Origin of the sequence: Micromonospora sp. NPDC049836 (assembly GCF_044465125.1) — a bacterium.
GTDB lineage: Bacteria > Actinomycetota > Actinomycetes > Mycobacteriales > Micromonosporaceae > Micromonospora.
Genome location: NZ_JBITLH010000017.1, coordinates 62850 through 79436, shown reverse-complemented (window position 1 = coordinate 79436; position 16587 = coordinate 62850). Strand labels below are relative to the sequence as shown.

Sequence of the window (16587 nt, the reverse complement as noted above, 5' to 3'; positions counted from 1 at the left end):
CCTGCTGCTCTAGCTCGTCTTAGCTGAGTCTGGAGAATGTCTACGTAGCCGACTCCATCCGGAGTCGTATCTGTGGTGTTCCCATCATCGATCAGAACCATGGAAACGAGATAGCCCGAATCGGCATCCCTGAAGGCTACATACTTCATCAGGAATCACCGGCCGGCGGCTCTTCTGCATCTTTAAACCATGCCCCGTAATCGACACCAGACATGTTTACCGGAGAAGTTCTAGGTAGCGGATTCTCCGCAGGATCGACTACAGCAACGTTCTTGGTTCTGGTTGAGAGTGACAGGAACAGCCGGTCTTCTCTCTGTCTAATCTCAGCCTGCTTCTGAGCCTTCTCTCTGTGAGGTAGATCAGGGCTCTCTACTTCCGTACGGAGCTTGGCAATGTCGATTACCTGAATCCAATCAGTCTTGCTGAAAGCCTGGGCTACTGGCTCTTCTCTGACAGCCTGGTACCAAATCACAGCCTCAGGGTGGAGGTTGACGTTTGCTGGGATTTCCGGCCCCGGTAGGGGATCACCAGGCTTTCTGGCAGGAACGTAAAGCTTCTTATCGTCTGGTCTTTTGAATCGGTCTTCAATCCTCATATTTCACCTCCTATAAGGCTTGGAATGGATGGGAACTGGGGGTACGGGAAATTCGTTCGCAAGGTTATCCGCAGCCCCTTCACCGGGCGACCCCAAAGCGAGAAGAGGTCCCTCCCCTATGCCCATGCACATAAATGAATGGCAGATAGAACACACACATATATTCAGCTACACATACATGCATTCAAAGAATGATGATTGCTTCTTATAACTACCAACCAAAGCAACCAAGATACATGAGAGAAGACAGAAGCTAAGAACTATCAACAATAATCATCAGCAGATAAAGACTGCATGATTGTTAGAGCATGATGGTTCTTGTGTGATCTTCTTGCGTGATCTCCTGTCCCATAACCACTGCCGTCCTGGGAGTAGCGAGGGTAGGCAGAGGTACCAGCCCTAACCCCTATGCCGTTAGAAAGGCTCTGAGAGGCTTGCATGGTGGGTTGGTGGGTTAGCTACAGGACTAGCAACAGCACCAGGAGGGGTTATGACTGGACTCCCATTGCATACACCGGAGTGAACCCAACCCCCTGTGCACTAGATCCTGACACCCTGCGGATTTCAACGTCGTATTGGAAGGTGTCTCCAAAGTTGTAGTTCATATGACTACCGGTCAGCTCCAACCAACCATTAGTGACGTTTCCGCTAGTAGCTACAACACCACTTCCAGCCTTGATTCTCACCTGAGCAACATCAGAACCGTTCGTAGTCACATAAACCATCACTCTTAGCTTGGGGTGCTGCATGATGTTCATGATGGTTGCGTGAGGAACGAAGCTAGATGAAGTCGTTAGATCCTGCGGGACGGTAAGGATGGAAGTACGAGCGAACGTATAAGAAAGATACGGCCTAGCTAGACCCTGCCTGGTAGCTCCATCATCGGAAAGAATGATGTTCCCTGACTGGTCGTTGATTGCGAAATAGCCAGGTTCATTAGGTCCACCAAACACCTCTAGAGCTGCCGTACCGTCGTAGCGTCTGATGACTACTTCGCCTACCGGCTCTTCACCTAGATAAGCCTTTCTAACGGTAAACGCTTCGACTCCGTTTTCGTACTTCGCAGCAAGCTTCGCACCGGCATTCAGAATAAGCTCACCAGTAATCTCGATAACCCTCGCGCCAATCTTTGCCATACCGGTTCTCATGTTGGCAGAGGTGTAAGCGCCTTTAACGTCTCGTCTGAGCTTTTGCCATTCACTAGCTAAGTCTCTTGGATAGTTCGGGGTACCCATAGGGTCACCTCCTTAAAAGATGTTGTGAATACCGGGACCAAGCCCGATGTAGATTCCCCAGGCAATCATTACCTTGATTGGTAAGACCTGGAAACGGATTTCGGATAGCTTGCCTACGGCAGTACGGTTGGCGAACTCAAGACAAGAGTGATAGCTCATTTCCCAATCCTCTGCCTCATATCCGATGAACGGAGAATCGGTGTTTCCCTTCTGAACCCCCCTACCGAAAGGTCTAGACGACCAAATACCTGCACAGCTTTCTTCGGTAGTCAGGTAGCGGTGATACAGCGCTCGGGGATTGTTATTGTGGGTGATTTCGGTAGTGGCATTACCTAGGTCCACAAAAAAGAGGTAATTCCAGTTTCCTTCACCGGGAAGTCTTGCTAGATCAAAGCTCTTCTTACGGCTATTCATAATTTCTCCTTAGGGGAGTCGGGAGTTTGTTAGGAAAAGGGGCTAGGCAATGAGTGAATCTGAGGACATACGTCCTCAAGGTAACCTAACCCCAATCCCCGATACCAACTTCTTTGAAAGGTATATGCCAACTAATGACATAACTTCTGACTGGTGCTAATAGCCAGAAGACAAACCCGCTAGCGCTTGCTAGGGAAACTTGTGGGGGCCGGAAGCATGAGCAACCGACCCCATTACGAGGTGAAACCAGAGGAAGGAATTAGCTAGCAAGATGGAGGAACCAACTAATCCAAAAACCCAGCTACCAGAGCTAGGGGACTGTGGGGGAGGTAGGACTAGCCACTAATAGCCCCACCTCCCATGTGCCATGTTCGTAGGAGAAATGAATCAGCAAACCTCTACCGGCAAGGGAGAGGAACCTAGACGGGCTAAAAGCCCTAAGAGAGCAAAGCGCTAGATGGAGTCGGGTAGTACACCCTGTTCCTTGATTGCGTCTAGCTGAGACTTAAGGCGCTTAGCTCTTTCGGTCCTACGGACGCAACCGCAGTCGGTACTTAAACCCCGATACAGCCGTCTAATCTGAGCCCTGTAGGTATTACCACAGAAGCATTCCAGCACGGCGTAACGGACGTTTGCGTGACCTGGGTTGGTCGTATCGTTGTACGGCTGAAGCTCTTCAGAAATGAACTTGGACATGCCGAACATCTGACCAGGCTCAGGAACATAGGCTCTTGGTCTTCCTGCTGGCATGGTCACCTCCTGGGTTTAAGTGTGGTGGGTTGTCTTAATGGCATCATCTAAAGCGTGCTCTAGTTCGGCAAAAGCAATGCGGAATAGGCAAACTAGTTCATAGATGTTCCAACGCTTTTCGTTCATGGGGAATCTCCTGACATACGTCATAAGGGCTTTCAGCCCGCTTGGGGAATAAACCCAGCAGGGGAGTAAAGGCTGATCGCTTCCCCAAGACAATCTATTTCTACTCAACCCTGCTGGGAGTCTGTGTTAGGGGAAGTGGTGGGATTTTTCTGTCTCTCATATATCTAATAGCAGCCTTGATAGGGAATCAGGATACGGAGCCTCAGAAAGATTCCTAATCAGTCTGATAGCTAGGGAAGAGAGACTTACAAGACCTAACCCTGTTCTTATGAAACCTGCCGGTAGCTCTAACTCTCCAAGTGCATTCAGCACCCTTAGAAGCGCTGCACGTAGGGCAGCTAACCCAGGTGGGTAGTTCGGCATTAGGAGTTGCCAGGAACCTAGGGTAGATATCGCCTTCAAAAGCCTTCTTGGCAAGAATGCCGTTAGCCTCTAGACCGATCTCTTCCGCATAGTCGTAAAGCTCATCAACCCCATAGAACTGCTCTAAAGGAGCGTTCCAGTGTCTATAGTCAGAGAACCTTGCGTGAAGAACGGCTTCATAGGTTTCACCGGCAGCTACGGTAGCTAGAAGATGCACCTTGCCTGAGAACTGGCTAGAGAGGCTTGTAAGCCTGATAGCTAGGGTTTCATGGTCCCGGCTATAGCCGATTTTGACATTGCCGTTAGGTAGCTCTACTAGGTAGGTCACTCCTACGGAGTGAGAGGTTAACTCTCCCTTTTCAAACATGGTTGCTAATTTGCGGTTAAAGAAGGTGTCTTTTAATCGGTTGTAGATATTGGAAGTATGTTCATCACATACATCTAGGCCGTAACGTACGGCCGTTGGTTCTTTAGTACATTCATGGAATCCACATAACTTCATGATTCATTTCTCCTTAAAAATGGTTGCGGCCGGCGGTCGCAAGACAGCGGTTATCCGAGCTTGCGAGGGGAAATAATCTTCTAACTAAAAGAATTATCTAGGCGCTCCGCGGCGCAATTATCATCAAATAACTATCAACTAATTTTCATACCGAATATCTCGCCCTTAAGGCGAGGGTTGGTCGGGGTTTCTTAAACAATCAAAACCCCTCCTAATTCTTCTTGCCGTACCCTGCACACCTTTAGGTGTGCCCTAAGAGAGTAGATCCAGAGCAAGAGGCAATGTTGCAGGTCAGAGAGTTGGGTTGTCCAATTTCCCCGTACTTCCGTACATCAGTTGTACGTGCAGACCGTACAAAATCAGCAATTTGTACGTACAGACCAGACAGCAGCAGGGTTATGGGGTTCTAGGCTCTGACGCTTACGGCGCTTGTCGGTGTTCAGCTTGTGCCAAGTACAGAAGTCGGTGGTCTTCCCGTGCTTAATCTTCGGATGAAGGATCAGACAACGCTCACCACTCTTCATAACCCCGTACTCATCAGCCACGCTGGGAAGAACAATCCCCATGTCTGCTAGCTTTCTGATTGCCGTAGTGACGCTGGAACGGCTAGCAGGGATAACCTCACCCTCCGGACCAACGTCCCCTAACGCTCTCTCTAGCTCTCCTGGCGCAAACTCTGCATGGTTGACTGAGTTAACCCGAGCAAACGCAATGAACATCAGCCTTACATGCAACGGCTTAATGCTGGTGTCCGTACCAATCTCTAGACAAAGATCAGTGCCAAGCATCGTAAATTGTTCTCCTGACTCCCAATACGTTTCTTTCTTTCCCATAAATCATCTTCCCCTGCCGATAATGCCTAACCCATTGGCTCTATCTACCGAGAAGGGGAGGAAGCGTGAGTTAATGCCGTTCTCTCTGTGAAGTCTTGCCGTTTCTTTTTCTGCTTCTGGATAAGTGTTGGTTCTAACCCCGGTATCGAAATACTTAGGGAACCTCCATTCAGCAACTACGTAGTTCATTTCACTCAGCCCCCGTACCGTGCTCTATGGTTTGACTTTCTTTCCTGACCCCTAGAACCGGTGCATGGTTTACCAGGCTCGGCTAAGCACACGGGACAAGGGTTCTTCTTTACTGATTCCCTGATTGGATTCTTTGACCGCTTAGGGTTCTCATCATCTAGGGAAGCCCAATAACTAGCGGGCTTGAAGACGCTAGAAGACTTGTTCCGTGATGCTTTTAGCTCTGCAAGTCTCTGCTTTGCTGATTCGATAATCTTTTCATCCATGATCGTTTCTCCTTAAAAATCGCGCAAAAAAAGAGCCAAGGAATGATTCCTAGACTCGTGGCCGGCGGTGCTTATTCAAATGTGGTTGTGGGCTAAAACTTTCCCTGGGTTAGCTGCCCTATAACGTCAGAGCCCCTAGAAGCTGCCTACCCATACCCAAGTAGCCCCAGGACTAGCTAGGTGGCTTAGAACGGCTCTCAGGCTCTCTGATGCGTACGCTTCAAGCTTCTAGAAACGCTCCTGCCTTCCATACGCTGTCCCAAGTCATGCGTAGGTTTCCTGGCTTCAGGCATCTGCCGTTCTTACGGTGGCTATCGAACAGGGCTACGGTATCGAAAGTCTCATGACACTTAGAGCAGTGTGCTCTAGCTAGACCAGACCATAGGTTGTCGCAACCGCTACAAGAGTGGTTCATGGGTTCTCACCTCCTTTCCATCTTTTGGACCTTCACCTAAGAGATAGTGTCCTAATTACGGTTAGGTGTAGGACACAGGGCAGGGGAGAGGCTTCACCAGGCGGCACAGCCGCTAGAGGCTCTGAGAGCCAATCTGAGCCAAGATCAGTAGCCGACCCTGGGTAGGTGTACCCCTGGATGGGCTGAGAGGCTGTGAGGCTATCCAGACACAGAGAAGGCCCGGACTATGCCGGGCCAGTCTCTAGGAAGATCCTTCAATCGATGTTGTTAGAGCAATCCACAACCCTTGCCGTTTTGGTGAGTGTTAGGGACGAGTGAAGTTCTAGCTTCTGCTTGCAGAGTGGACAGAACTTAGACCGTAGAAGCTTCTGCAATCCTTCCAGCATTGGGCGGTTAACTCTGACTTCATGCACCGTAGCCATGTACCTAACCTCCTTACACAGTGCAAACTATCAGCCTTCTATGACGGTTGCATGACAGAGCTATCTAGCGCTGCTGGATACGCTTTTCAATCTCTTCATCAAAGAACATATGAAGGGCTAGCGGCCCGGCAATATCGGTAATCCCTCTAGATGCCGGACGGATCATCTTGACGCTAGAAAGCATGGCGAACTTCTCTGCATCATCCTTAGGCTTACCGACATAAGCGATAACTTCAGCCTTAATAAGAAGTTGCCTTCTTTCTTGGAGAGAAGAGTTGGTAAAGAGTTCCTTGTAGGTCTTGCCGGTAGAAACGTAGTCCCATCCTGCCGGACGAGAAGGCTTAGCAAGCAAGGTCTTTCTTCTGGCAATCAAGTTGCCTAGGCGCTCTTCATAGCCCTTCTCGTCACCTTCATAGAAACCCAAATCACGCTCTCTGCGTACACCAGAGATAGCGCGCTCAATCTGCCCTAGCTCTTGGCTGAAGTCTTCCCCAGGTACGTAACGCTTCTCCATCACCTCTAGGTGACCGAAGGTAGAAACGATGCCCTGCAAGATTCTTTCCTCTAGAAGTTCTGAGTTGATCCCAGGTGTGCACTTGTCTTTACCGGTCTTGGTAGAGCAGTAGTAATAGGCAAAGACCTTGCCGTTGTCGTCTTTCCACTCTCGCCGGTAGAGGTTTGCAGAGCATTTAATGCACTTAGCAACTCCTAGCAAGGGATTAGCGTCATGCCTCCTAGGTGCCGTAGCTACGCCCCTACGGTCTAGGGCAGCTTGCAAGCGGTCAAAGTCTTCATGGGTGATTAGGGGTTCTCCTCTGAGTACAGGCATCCCCTTGTCGTCCCTGACGACTCTTCTAACCCGCTTGCCGTTCTCATCCTTTACGTGCTTACCGTCTTCATCCTTGGCAAAGTATTCAGTCTCGCCTAGAAGGTTCCTGCTACGCAGAATGTCATTCGTTAGAGCAGAAGCGCCCCAAGCAATAGGCTTGCCGTTGCTACCAACCTTCGGTACAGGCTTGCCGTTCCGCATGGCTGAATGCTGCTTAGGGGTGTGGATTCCCCTAGCGGTGAAGTCTCGGCAGATAGCTTCTGACGTCTCACCATCGATAGCTCTTCTTACAGCCTCCTGAATTACAGGAGCGGAAATAGGGTCATGCACCAGGATGAAGCCAGGACCGTTCGGATTCTTAGCCTTCATATAGCCGTACGGGATGGGACCACCCTTGTATCGGCCAACAGACCGAAGGTAATCAGAACTACCCTTGTTCCGGTCTGAGATAGCCAACCATTCCAACTCAGCAGCAAAAGCTAGGAATTGCAGGATGAGATTAGAGATAGGGTCACGCTTACGGAAGTCCAGTTTCAGAGAACCGCCCGGACCAGCAGCAAAGATTAGAACCTTCTTATTCTCGACTGCAAACATTGCCAGTCGGTTTAGGTCCATCATGTTTCGGATTGCCCTATCAAGCTTTGCCCAGGCAATAGCGTCATAGGTACTGATTAACTCAGGGTCGGTTAGATACGGTCCAAGACCAGGACGTGAGAAGGGGTCAACCGTTCCGGCTGATACGTCCATGTCTTCTGCCGTGTCGACAATCGTTCCGGAGAAGTCAGGCAAGACTTTGTTGATGTCTTCTTTTTGCCTAGGGAAAGAAGTGCTTTCGTCTCTCTGTCGGCTCAGCCGTAGCGCTGCAAGTACTCTCATCTGTGGTTCCTCCCTAGCTGCCCTGATGCCTTTCAACCAGGCAATATACGCCCCTGTGACTCTCCCCGGTACGCCCCGGCGTACCGGATGTCGGTGCGCACGCTGGGGTCGACGGCGGCGAGGTCGACGATGTCGGCCGGGGCGCGCGGCCCGGTCGGGGTGGCCGACGGGGTGGGCGGGCTGGCCGACGGGGTGGGCGCGGTGGGCGGTGTCGGCGGCGGGGCGGGCACCGGCCGCTGGCAGGCGGCGGTCAGCGCCGCGGCCAGCACGGCCACCGCGGTCGCCACGCGCACACCGGTCCTCACCCCGCCGTGTCTACCAGCATCAGGGGCCCGCCGGGCCGGCAACCGTGGGCGCCGGGGGCGCGCCGTCAGCCGTCGAGGGCGGACCGGAGGAAGTCGAGCGCGGCGGCGTCGTCGTCGATGCCGCCCGCCTCGTGGCCGTTGTACCGCCAGACGGCCAGCTCGGCCGGCCCCCGGTAGGCGTGCACCGCGGCGAACACCGTGGACGGCGGCACGATCTCGTCCATCAGGGCGACCGAGAAGCGGGCCGGCACGGTGGCCCGCCGGGCGAAGGCGACCCCGTCGACGTAGCCGAGGGTGTGCAGTGCGGCGTCCTCCCGGTCCCGGTGCACCGCCAGGTAGTCCCGGATCTCCCGGTAGGGGTGGGCGTCGGTGATGGTCACCGCGCGCGGGATGTCGCAGAGGAACGGCACGTACGACACGGCCGCGCGCAGGTCGGGCACCAGCGCGGCGGTGGCCAGCGCGGCGGCGCCGCCCTGGCTGTGCCCGAGCACCGCCACCCGGTCCGGGTCGACGGCCGGCAGCCGGCGGGCGGCGTCGACGGCCCGGACCGCGTCGGTGAGGAAACGCCGGTAGTAGTAGCGGCGTGGGTCCTCGATGCCTCGGGTGGTGACGCCGGGCGCCTGCGGGCCGGCGCCGGCCAGGTCGGGGGTGTCGCCCCGGCTCCACCCGGAACCCTGGCCCCGGGTGTCCATCTGCAGGTGCGCGTAGCCGGCCGCGGCCCAGAGCAGGTTCTCCAGCGCGTGCCCCCGGCCGCCGCCGTAGCCGACGTACTGCACCACGGTGGGCAGCGGTCCGGTGGCGCCGCGCGGCACCCGCAGCCACGCCCGGACCGGCTGGCCGGCGAAGCCGGGGAAGGTCACGTCGAAGACGTCGAGGCTGGTCAGCGGCGTGCTCACCGGGGTCACCTCGAGGTCGCCGCCGCACTCGCGCGCCTCGGCGAGGGTCTCGGCCCAGAAGGCGTCGAAGTCGTCCGGCTCGCGGAGCGCGCTGCGGTAGCCGCGCAGGTCCGCCTCGGGCAGGTCGGTGTACAAGAGCCGCTCCTCCGCTGGCCGACCGGGAAATTTCCGAAACCTGGCGATGATCTCCCGGAACGCTAGGGCGACCCCGGGTTGTCGTCAACCCCCGGGCCGTACGGCAAGATGATCGGGGGCGGCAGGCCGTTCCGAGCGCCGTCGGCACCGTTGCCGTCGGTGTTCCGGCCGGGTGAAGGAGACGCGGGTGAGCACGGACGGCGAGCGCAGGGTGACCATCACCGTGATCGCGCGGGAGGCCGGGGTCTCCGTGCCCACCGTCTCCCGCGTGCTCAACGGGCGTTCGGACGTTGCGCCGGAGACCCGGGAACGGGTCGAGGAGCTGCTGCGTCACCACGGCTACCGGCGGCGCGGCACCCGCGCCGCGCACCGGGCGGGTCTGCTCGACCTGCTCTTCCCCGACCTGGACAGCCCGTGGGCCCTGGAGATCATCCGCGGTGTGGAGGACGTCGGGCACGCCGCCGGGGTGGGCACCGTGGTCTCGGCGATCCACCGCGAGTCCACCTCGACCCGGCAGTGGCTGCAGAACCTGCGCGCCCGCGCCTCGGACGGCGTCATCCTGGTGACCTCGCACCTCACCTCGCCGGTGCACGCGCAGCTGCGCCGGCTCAACGTGCCGGTCGTGGTCGTCGACCCGGCCGGGGCGCCCGCCACCGACGTGCCCACTATCGGCGCCACCAACTGGTCCGGCGGGCTCGCCGCGACCGAGCACCTGCTCGCGCTGGGGCACCGCCGGATCGGTCTGGTCGCCGGCCCGCCGCACCTGCTGTGCAGCCGGGCCCGGCTCGACGGCTACCGGGCCGCCCTGGAGCGGGCCGGCATACCGCTGGACGACCGGCTCGTGCAGCCCGGCGACTTCTACCACGCCTCCGGCTTCGCGGCGGGGACGGCCCTGCTGGAGCTCGACGACCCGCCCACCGCGGTCTTCGCGGCCAGCGACCAGATGGCCTTCGGGGTCTACGAGGCGGTGCGCCGCCGCGGGCTGCGGGTCGGCGACGACGTCAGCGTGGTCGGCTTCGACGACCTGCCCGAGGCACGCTGGGCGTCGCCGCCGCTGACCACGGTCCGGCAGCCGCTGGTCGAGATGGGGCGGCTCGCCGCGCGCACGGTGCTGCGCCTGTCCCAGGGCGAGGAGATCGAGTCGCCGCGGGTCGAGCTGGCCACCGAGCTGGTCGTGCGGGACAGTTCGGTCCGGTACGACGCCGAGCGGGTCCCGGCGGACCTGTCCCGCTAGCCACGGTCGCCGTCGTCCGGCGGGCGCGGTGACCCGGCCGGCGCGACGAGGGCGGCCGGGTGCCGGCGCCGGCGGCGCAGCAGCACCGCGCCGCCGGCCACCAGCAGCGCCCCGACGGCCACCGACGACCGGGTGCCCGGCCAACCGCCGGCGTGCGTGGCGGCGGGAGCGCCCACGGCCCGGCCGGCGGCGAGGGCCGACCCGCCGGCCGACGGGGACGGGCTGGCCGAGCTGAGTTCGCCGGGCCCGACCAGCCGTCCCACCGCCGCGTCCCGGGGCAGCGCGAACCCCCAGTCGAGCAGGGCCGCGCCCTGCTGCCAGCCGCGCTGGGTCGGGATCTCGGCGCCGAGCAGGGTGACCACGAGCCGGCGTCCGCCGCGCTCGGCGGCCCCGACGTAGGTGTGCCGGGCCAGGTCGGTGAAGCCCGTCTTGCCGCCCAGGGCACCCGGATACTGCGCCAGCAACTGGTTGTCGTTCTGGATCTCGAACGGCTTCACCCGCAGCGCCGGCTGGCCGGGCACCACCGCGGTACGGGTCGCGGTGTACCGGCGGAAGGCGGGCTGGGCGAAGCAGGCCCGGGCGATCAACGCGAGGTCGTACGCGCTGGTGAACTGGCCGGGTCCGTCGAGGCCCGACGAGGTCACCGCGTGCGTCTGCCGCGCCCCCAGCCAGCGCGCCTGCTCGTTCATCGCCCGGACGCCCCCGGCCAGCCCGTCCGGGCCGCCGCCGAGGCGGGCGAGGGCGTTGGCCGCCTCGTTGCCGGACTTGAGCAGCAGGCCCAGCCAGATCGTCTCGATCCGGTACCGGCCGTCCTCGACCAGTCCCACCGCCGAGCTGCCCGGCTCGATGGCCACATCCCCGGCGGTCACCGTGACCTCGCGCTCCGGGTCCAGCTTGGGCAGCATGGTGGCGGCCAGCAGCAGCTTCTGCACGCTCGCCGGCACGCCGTACTCGTGCGGGCCGCAGCCACCCAGCACGGCGCCGCTGTCCAGGTCGGCGACCAGCCAGGAGGTCGCGGTGACCGGTGGCGGGGCCGGCGACGAGGCGGGCACCACGAGACCGGCGGTCGCCAGCGCGGCCCCGCCGATCGCCCGGGCCGCGGGGTCCGCCGGCGGCGGTGGCTGCGGTGGCCGGGTCGCCGGGGCCGGCACGTTCGGGCAGGGCGGCGGGCCGGCCGGCAGGCGTCCGCCGCGGGCCGAGCCGCCGGCCCGGGCGTTCGCCGGGACCGCTCCGGGCAGGCTGAGCGCCGGTACGAGCAGGGCGACGGCGAGCGCCGCGGGCAGGCCTCTCATGTCCCCGGACGCTAGCCACACCGCCACGATCGGGTTGCCTGCTCGGCCATTCGCGTCCGGCGGGCGCGCCCGGGCGGTAAGGTCCCCGCCCCTCGTCACCCGCCGGCGGGGGCGGGCCCCGGCAGGGGTACGCGCTGCGCCAGCCAGCGCAGCTGCCGCCGCACCTGCACGGCCTCGCCGCCCTCGTGCTGGTTGAACGGGTAGACGTGGATCTCCCGGTCGGTGGGGTCGAGCCGGCCGTGGTCGGCGCCGTACTGGTTGTAGGCGGCGAACGCGGTGCTCGGCGGGCAGACCCGGTCCCGCAGGCCGACACCGAAGTGCGCGGGCGCGGCGGCCCGGCGGGCGAAGGCGACGCCGTCGACGTAGGACAGGGTGGCCCGTACCCGCGCCTCCGCCTCCCGGTTGACCGCGACGTACTGCGCGATCTCGCCGTACGGCGCGGCGTCGGTGATCTCGATGGCCCGCTGGATGTGGCAGAGGAACGGGGCCGTGGTGAGCAGCGCCGCGAGGTCGGGGACGAGTCCCGCCACGGCGAGGGCGAGACCGCCGCCCTGGCTGTTCCCGGCGGCGACCACGCGGGCGGCGTCGACGCCGGGCAGCGCCCGCACGGCCTGCACGGCGCGCACCGCGTCGGTGATAAGCCGGCGGTAGTAGTAGCGCTCCGGGTCGAGGATGCCCCAGGTCACCGGCCAGGGGCCGCCCGCGCGGCCGGCGTGCGGGTCGTCGGTGTCCCCGCTGCCGTACTGACCCGACCCCCGGGCGTCCATCAGCAGGTGGGCGTATCCGGCGACCGGCCAGGTCAACCGCTCGTGCGGCAGGCCGCGCCCGCGCCCGTAGCCGACGTACTCCACGACGGCGGGCAGCGGTGCGTCCACTCCGGCCGGTCGGGTGTACCAGGCCCTGACCGGGTCGCCGCCGAAGCCGGCGAAGGTCACGTCCCAGGTCTGCACCAGGCGCAGGTCGGTCGGCTCCGGCCGGACGTCGAGCAGCACCGGCCGGGGCGCCTCGGCGGCCAGTGTCGCGCGCCAGAAGGCGTCGAAGTCGGCCGGCTCCGGCACCGTGGGCGCGTACCGGCGCAGGTGGTCGAGGGGGAGGTCGAACAGGGCCATGGCTCCTCGCGGGTGGGGACGGGACTCAGCGGGTCCGGGCGGGCGGGGCGGAGGTCTCGCGCACGATCAACTCGGTCACCAGGTCGACCCGGCTGGCCGGCAGGTCCACCCCGCGGGCCAGGTCGAGCAGCATCTGGGTGGCCGTGCCGGCCATGTCGCGCAGCGGCTGGTTGACGGTGGTCAGGGCGGGGCCGATCCAGGCGGCCACCGGCAGGTTGTCGTAGCCGACCACCGACAGGTCGCCGGGGACGTCCAGGCCGAGCTGGCGCGCCGCCCGGAGCACGCCCATGGCCTGCATGTCGGAGCCCGCGAAGATCGCCGTGGGACGCTGCGTCGTGGTCAGCAGCTCCATCCCGTGCGTGTAGCCGGCGTCGACGTAGAAGCTGCCGAAGCGCACCAGCTCCGGTTCCACCGCGACGCCCGCCTCCTCGTGGGCGGAGCGGAAGCCGGCCGCCCGGGCCCGGCTGCAGAGCACGTCCTGCGGCCCGGAGATGATCCCGATCCGGCGGTGGCCGAGGCCGAGCAGGTGGCGGGCGGCGAGCAGGCCGCCGTTGAAGTTGTTCGAGCCGACGGTGGGCACCGAGGCCGAGGTCGCGCTGTCGGTGTCCAGCACCACGAAGGGGATCTTGCGGCGCTGGAGCTGGCGCTGTTGCGCCTCGCCGAGCTGGCACAGCACGAACAGCACGCCGCGCGGCGGGTGGGCGAGCAGCTCGTCGAGCCACTGCTGCGGGGGGCGGTGCGCGCCGCCCAGCTGGGAGAGCACCACGTTGACCCCGGCCGGCGCGGTCACCGACTCCACCCCCCGGATGATCTCCATGGCCCACTCGTTGTCGAACTCGTGGAAGACCAGGTGGACCTGCCCGGCGTCGGCCGACCGGCGGCGTGACCGGCGGCGGTACCCGTGCCGTTCGAGGCTGGCCTCGACCCGGGCCCGGGTGTCGGCGGCGACGTCGGCGCGGCCGTTGAGCACCTTCGAGACGGTGGCCACGGAGACGCCGACCTCGTTGGCGATGGTCGCGATGGTGGCGGCGCCGGGCGGGGTGGCGGGGCGGGACGTCGTCATGGGCCTCATCCAAGCGTCCGAAAATTTCGGCGGACATTATCACAGGCGTCGCCGGTCGACGATGACCCGTCGGGGCTGGGCAACCGGCTGCACGGCTCATCGTCGTCGATACCCTCCAGCGTGGACAGCGCTTTCCCCCACCTCTTGACATGGTCCGGCCGGCCCCCTAAGTTCCCGCAACAAGTACCACGTGGCCGCCGAAAATTTCGGAGGAGACCGCGGCTTCCCGATGCTCGGCCCCGGGAGGACTGCTGGTCGGATTCGAGAGGTGCGCATGACCGACCAGTTGCCCGTCACCCACCCGGCGGCCCAGCCACCGGCGGCCCAGCCCGGCCCGGCAATCCAGCCCGGCCCGACGGCCCAGCCCGGCCCGGTGATCGATGCCCAGCCGTGGCGGGACGCCGCGCTGCCGCCGGACCGGCGCGCGGACGCGTTGCTCCCGCTGATGTCGCTGGAGGAGAAGATCGCCCAGCTCGTCGGCGTCTGGGTCGGCGCCGACGCGTCCGGAGCCGGCGTCGCCCCGCACCAGTCCGACCTGGCGGCCGACCCGCCCGAGTGGGGCGAGGTGATCCGGCACGGCCTCGGCCAGCTGACCCGCCCGTTCGGGACCGCGCCGGTCGACCCGGTGCACGGCGCCCGGTCGCTGGCCGCGTCCCAGGCGGAGATCGCGGCGGCGAGCCGGTTCGGCATCCCGGCCCAGGTGCACGAGGAGTGCCTCACCGGGTTCGCCGCCTGGCGGGCCACGGTCTATCCGGCGCCGCTGAGCTGGGGCGCCACCTTCGACCCGGACCTGGTGCAGGAGATGGCCGGACGGATCGGCCGGTCCATGCGGGCCGCCGGCGTCCACCAGGGCCTGGCGCCGGTGCTGGACGTGACCCGGGACTACCGCTGGGGCCGCACCGAGGAGACGATCGGCGAGGACCCCTTCCTGGTCGGCACGGTCGGCGCCGCGTACGTCCGGGGTCTGGAACGGGCCGGCGTGGTCGCCACCCTGAAGCACTTCGCCGGCTACTCGACCTCGCGCGGCGGCCGCAACCTCGCCCCCGCCCAGGTGGGGCGCCGGGAGCTGGCCGAGGTCATCCTGCCGCCGTTCGAGATGGCCCTGCGCCTCGGCGGGGCGCGCTCGGTGATGAACTCCTACGCCGAGATCGACGGCGTGCCGGTGGCCGCCGACGAGAGCCTGCTGACCGGACTGTTGCGGGACGAGTGGGGCTTCACCGGGACCGTCGTCGCGGACTACTTCGCGGTGCGCTTCCTGGAGACCCTGCACGGCGTCGCCGCCGGGGCGCCGGACGCGGCCCGGCTCGCCCTGACCGCCGGCATCGACGTCGAACTGCCCACCGTGGACACCTTCGGCCCCGAACTGGTGGCGGCGGTCCGCGCCGGCGCGGTCGACGAGGCGCTGGTCGACCGGGCGCTGCGCCGGGTACTCATCCAGAAGATCGAACTCGGCCTGCTCGACGACGGCTGGCAGCCGCTGCCCCCACAGGTCGAGCAGGTACGCCTCGACGACGAGCGCAGCCGGGACGTCGCCCTGCGGCTGGCCCGGGAGTGCGTCGTCCTGCTGCGCAACCGGGCGGAGCTGCTACCGCTGACCGTGCACCAGCGGATCGCCCTGGTGGGTCCGGTCGCCGATGACCCGATGGCGATGCTCGGCTGCTACTCGTTCCCGCTGCACGTCGGCGTCCACCACCCCGACCACGAGACCGGGGTGGAGATCGCCTCCCTGCGCGCCGCCCTCGACCGGCTGTTCCCGAAGCTCAGCTACGCGCCGGGCTGCGCGGTGACCGGCGACGACACCAGCGGCTTCGCCGCCGCCGTGTCGGCCGCGGCGGCCGCGGACGTCTGCGTGCTGGCCGTCGGCGACCGGGCCGGGCTGTTCGGGCGGGGCACCTCCGGCGAGGGCTGCGACGCGGTCGACCTGCGGCTGCCCGGCGTGCAGGCCGACCTGGTCCGGGCCGTCCTGGACACCGGCACCCCGGTCGTCCTCGTGCTGCTGACCGGCCGGCCGTACGCCCTCGGGGCGGAATACGACCGGGCCGCCGCCGTCGTGCAGGCCTTCTTCCCCGGCCAGCGCGGGTCCCGGGCGCTGGCCGAGGTGCTCGCCGGCCTGGTGAATCCGTCCGGCCGGCTGCCGGTCAGCGTCCCCCGCGACGCCGGCGGCCTGCCCGGCACCTACCTCGGCCCGACGCTGACGCACCGATCGAAGGTGTCCTCGGTCGACCCGACGCCGGCCTTCCCGTTCGGCCACGGGCTCAGCTACACCACGTTCGAGTGGAGCGCGGCCGCCGTGTCCGGGGCGGCGGCCCGACCCGACGCGCCGGCGCCCTGGGCGGTCGACGGCGAGGTGACCGTCGAGATCACGGTCCACAACACCGGGTCGCGCGCCGGTGCCGAGGTCGTCCAGCTCTACCTGCACGATCCCGTCGCGCAGACCACCCGCCCGACGGTGCGCCTGATCGGTTACGCCCGGGTGCCGCTGGCGGCCGGCGAGGCCGCCCGGGTCAGCTTCACGGTCCCCGCCGACCTCGCGTCGTTCCCGGGCCGGCACGGCCGGCGGATCGTCGAGCCCGGCGACGTGGAGCTGCGGTTCGGCCGGTCGAGCGCCGAGCTGGTGGCCGCCCTGCCGCTGCGCCTGGTGGGCGCCGAACGGGACACCGGCCCACACCGGCGGCTCGAGCCGTCGGTGCGCGTCGAGCCGGCCGCCACCCTGCCGCACACCGCCGAGGAGAGGTAGC

Annotated in this window: 12 protein-coding genes; 2 read left to right on the top strand and 10 right to left on the bottom strand. The window is 63.6% G+C overall.

The features are described from left to right. Positions 1–148 precede the first annotated feature (148 nt). The 7 genes from ACIBPB_RS30465 to ACIBPB_RS30435 all read right to left on the bottom strand — a co-directional run bounded on the left by ACIBPB_RS30465 (position 149) and on the right by ACIBPB_RS30435 (position 9151). A complete protein-coding gene (locus tag ACIBPB_RS30465) occupies positions 149–595 on the bottom strand; it encodes a hypothetical protein (protein ID WP_396842886.1) in 447 nt (148 codons plus the stop codon). Between the two features lie 488 nt (positions 596–1083). Continuing rightward, a complete protein-coding gene (locus ACIBPB_RS30460) occupies positions 1084–1830 on the bottom strand; it encodes a hypothetical protein (RefSeq protein ID WP_396842885.1) in 747 nt (248 codons plus the stop codon). Positions 1831–1842: 12 nt separating this feature from the next. Continuing rightward, positions 1843–2244, bottom strand: coding sequence for a hypothetical protein (locus ACIBPB_RS30455; RefSeq protein ID WP_396842884.1), 402 nt, complete (start codon positions 2242–2244; stop codon positions 1843–1845). A gap of 1090 nt (positions 2245–3334) precedes the next feature. Then, positions 3335–3850, bottom strand: coding sequence for a hypothetical protein (locus tag ACIBPB_RS30450; RefSeq protein WP_396842883.1), 516 nt, complete (start codon positions 3848–3850; stop codon positions 3335–3337). A gap of 2324 nt (positions 3851–6174) precedes the next feature. Further along, entirely contained in the window at positions 6175–7815 is a 1641-nt protein-coding gene (locus ACIBPB_RS30445) for a recombinase family protein (protein ID WP_396842882.1), read from the bottom strand. Positions 7816–7847: 32 nt separating this feature from the next. Then, positions 7848–8102, bottom strand: coding sequence for a hypothetical protein (locus tag ACIBPB_RS30440; RefSeq protein WP_396842881.1), 255 nt, complete (start codon positions 8100–8102; stop codon positions 7848–7850). An 83-nt stretch (positions 8103–8185) separates the two neighbouring features. Next, positions 8186–9151 (bottom strand): acetylxylan esterase, encoded by a 966-nt coding sequence (locus ACIBPB_RS30435; RefSeq protein WP_396842880.1) that lies wholly within the window; start codon positions 9149–9151, stop codon positions 8186–8188. A 187-nt stretch (positions 9152–9338) separates the two neighbouring features. Here ACIBPB_RS30435 and ACIBPB_RS30430 point away from each other — a divergent pair, with 187 nt between their 5' ends. Further along, on the top strand, positions 9339–10385 hold the full coding sequence (locus ACIBPB_RS30430) for a LacI family DNA-binding transcriptional regulator (protein ID WP_396842879.1): 1047 nt from the start codon (positions 9339–9341) through the stop codon (positions 10383–10385). Here the strand turns inward: ACIBPB_RS30430 and ACIBPB_RS30425 are convergent. The 3 genes from ACIBPB_RS30425 to ACIBPB_RS30415 form a co-directional block, all read right to left on the bottom strand. Then, a complete protein-coding gene (locus ACIBPB_RS30425; protein WP_396842878.1) occupies positions 10382–11677 on the bottom strand; it encodes a D-alanyl-D-alanine carboxypeptidase family protein in 1296 nt (431 codons plus the stop codon). The genes ACIBPB_RS30430 and ACIBPB_RS30425 overlap by 4 nt on opposite strands. Before the next feature lie 95 nt (positions 11678–11772). Continuing rightward, positions 11773–12786, bottom strand: coding sequence for an acetylxylan esterase (locus ACIBPB_RS30420; RefSeq protein WP_396842877.1), 1014 nt, complete (start codon positions 12784–12786; stop codon positions 11773–11775). Between the two features lie 25 nt (positions 12787–12811). Continuing rightward, the gene (locus tag ACIBPB_RS30415) at positions 12812–13849 is read right to left on the bottom strand and encodes a LacI family DNA-binding transcriptional regulator (RefSeq protein ID WP_396842876.1); all 1038 of its coding nucleotides are present in this window, start codon (positions 13847–13849) and stop codon (positions 12812–12814) included. A 274-nt stretch (positions 13850–14123) separates the two neighbouring features. Here ACIBPB_RS30415 and ACIBPB_RS30410 point away from each other — a divergent pair, with 274 nt between their 5' ends. After that, positions 14124–16586, top strand: a complete 2463-nt coding sequence (locus tag ACIBPB_RS30410) for a glycoside hydrolase family 3 N-terminal domain-containing protein (protein WP_396842875.1) — start codon at positions 14124–14126, stop codon at positions 16584–16586. The last annotated feature ends 1 nt before the right edge of the window (position 16587 follow it).